2 protein-coding genes are annotated in these 1456 nt (G+C 36.3%); both read left to right on the top strand.

Features of this window, described 5'->3' with window-relative positions; genetic code table 11:
- The first annotated feature begins 444 nt into the window (after nt 1-444).
- Complete coding sequence (locus Q8L85_00765; protein MDP1723219.1) at nt 445-813, top strand: DUF6362 family protein; 369 nt, start codon at nt 445-447, stop codon at nt 811-813.
- 62 nt (nt 814-875) lie between these two features.
- On the top strand, nt 876-1235 hold the full coding sequence (locus Q8L85_00760; GenBank protein MDP1723218.1) for a hypothetical protein: 360 nt from the start codon (nt 876-878) through the stop codon (nt 1233-1235).
- Nucleotides 1236-1456 lie beyond the last annotated feature (221 nt).

Here is a 1456-nt window from a genome sequence, read left to right as displayed (position 1 = left end):
TGGAGATCCAGGACCAATAGTTATGGGGAAGGGATTACGTGCCCTATATGAACATATTAAGGCTCGCGAAATATTTCAAAATACATTTGGTCATACTTATGGGTAATGATATGGTCGCGGGACGTAGGAGGTGGGGTAAGCAATAGTTATTAATTATCAATAGGTAATATTCTTATGGGTAACGATATGCCCGCGGCTTGTCCGCGGGATCCAGAAAGTAAATAAAGAATATGTCATTGTCCAATTTATACAATGTTAACTTTAGGGAAGATCGTCTGGATCCCGCGATCAAGTCGCGGGACGTAGGAAAGGGGTGGGGTTTATATTTATGGGTAATGATATAGAAGCAGGGAAGTAGGAAGAATTGTTGAGTCTGCATTGGTGTGAAATGTCAAAAACCTCTAGTAATAGTCAAAAAATCAAAATTCTTAATAAGGAAACGTCATGATTAATAATCAAATATTAACCACAATGGTGCTGTTAGAAGAAGCAGTTGATACGCTTAAAAGATTGCCGTCTCAATCAATTAAAGCGAAATTAAGCTCATGGCCAGATGTTGTTAAAAACACGGCTGAAACTTATGCGTCCATGCCTAATTTTATAAAACCAGCTGCTGCTAGCCCTGATGCAATTGATAGATTAGATTTAGTGTTAGATGGGCTTGTTAAATTAAATGCGCAAGAAAGACGCATTTTGTGGGCACGCGCATCAAAAATATCGTGGCGTAGGCTTGAGCAATATGAAAATTTATCGCACACAACTTTAAGAAAGCATCATCAAAGCGGTCTTGAAAGATTGAACAAGTTGATGTAGTATTGATTCAAGTTAACAGAATCATATGATATGTATGATTGAAAATAATAGCGGAGAAAACGATGAAAAAATTAGCTCTCACATCCTTATTAGTAATGGCATTTGCAGCCACTTCATATGCAGCAACGGATAGTGATGTTGTAGGTGTTACTGATACACATGTTCGCACTAAACATATGAAAAATGGTTCGCATAAATCAGAAGTCGTTGCTGCAAAACACACTGGAGACGCTGCGTCAGCTGAAACTGCAACTTTGTTTTTTTCAGGAATTGGAAAATTCCTTGATCAGGGGAAAGATGCTCTTAAAGCATTAGGAAAAGACGCAATTGGTTCTATCAATGCTAAAGTAAATAAAAACGCAACACCTGCTGAAGTTAGTGCTGCAGCAACTGCATCTTCACCAATTGGCGAAGAAAGCTAACATTATTAAGGCCCAAATTAATTTTTGGGCCTTTTTATTAGTCTAAATTTAATTAAAAATCATATTTTTATAATTAATTGTTTTGTTTATGCGACATACTTTAAAAATTCTTAATTTAGCATGTAAATATTTTTTTTTATTATTGTATAGTCGATAGACATAGGAAGGATACATCGTCACGCCTCACTTATGTATATAAGGATACACTTCGCTCGTTGTTT

Source organism: Alphaproteobacteria bacterium, assembly GCA_030680745.1.
GTDB lineage: Bacteria > Pseudomonadota > Alphaproteobacteria > JAUXUR01 > JAUXUR01 > JAUXUR01.
The sequence above is the reverse complement of the archived record's forward strand: the minus strand, read 5'-3'. Positions and strand labels throughout refer to the sequence as shown.

What these genes read in the sequence shown, in the direction of transcription:
- Q8L85_00760 (MDP1723218.1), top strand. Translation starts at nt 876, where the DNA reads ATGAAAAAATTAGCTCTCACATCCTTATTAGTAATGGCATTTGCAGCC.
- Q8L85_00765 (MDP1723219.1), top strand. Translation starts at nt 445, where the DNA reads ATGATTAATAATCAAATATTAACCACAATGGTGCTGTTAGAAGAAGCA.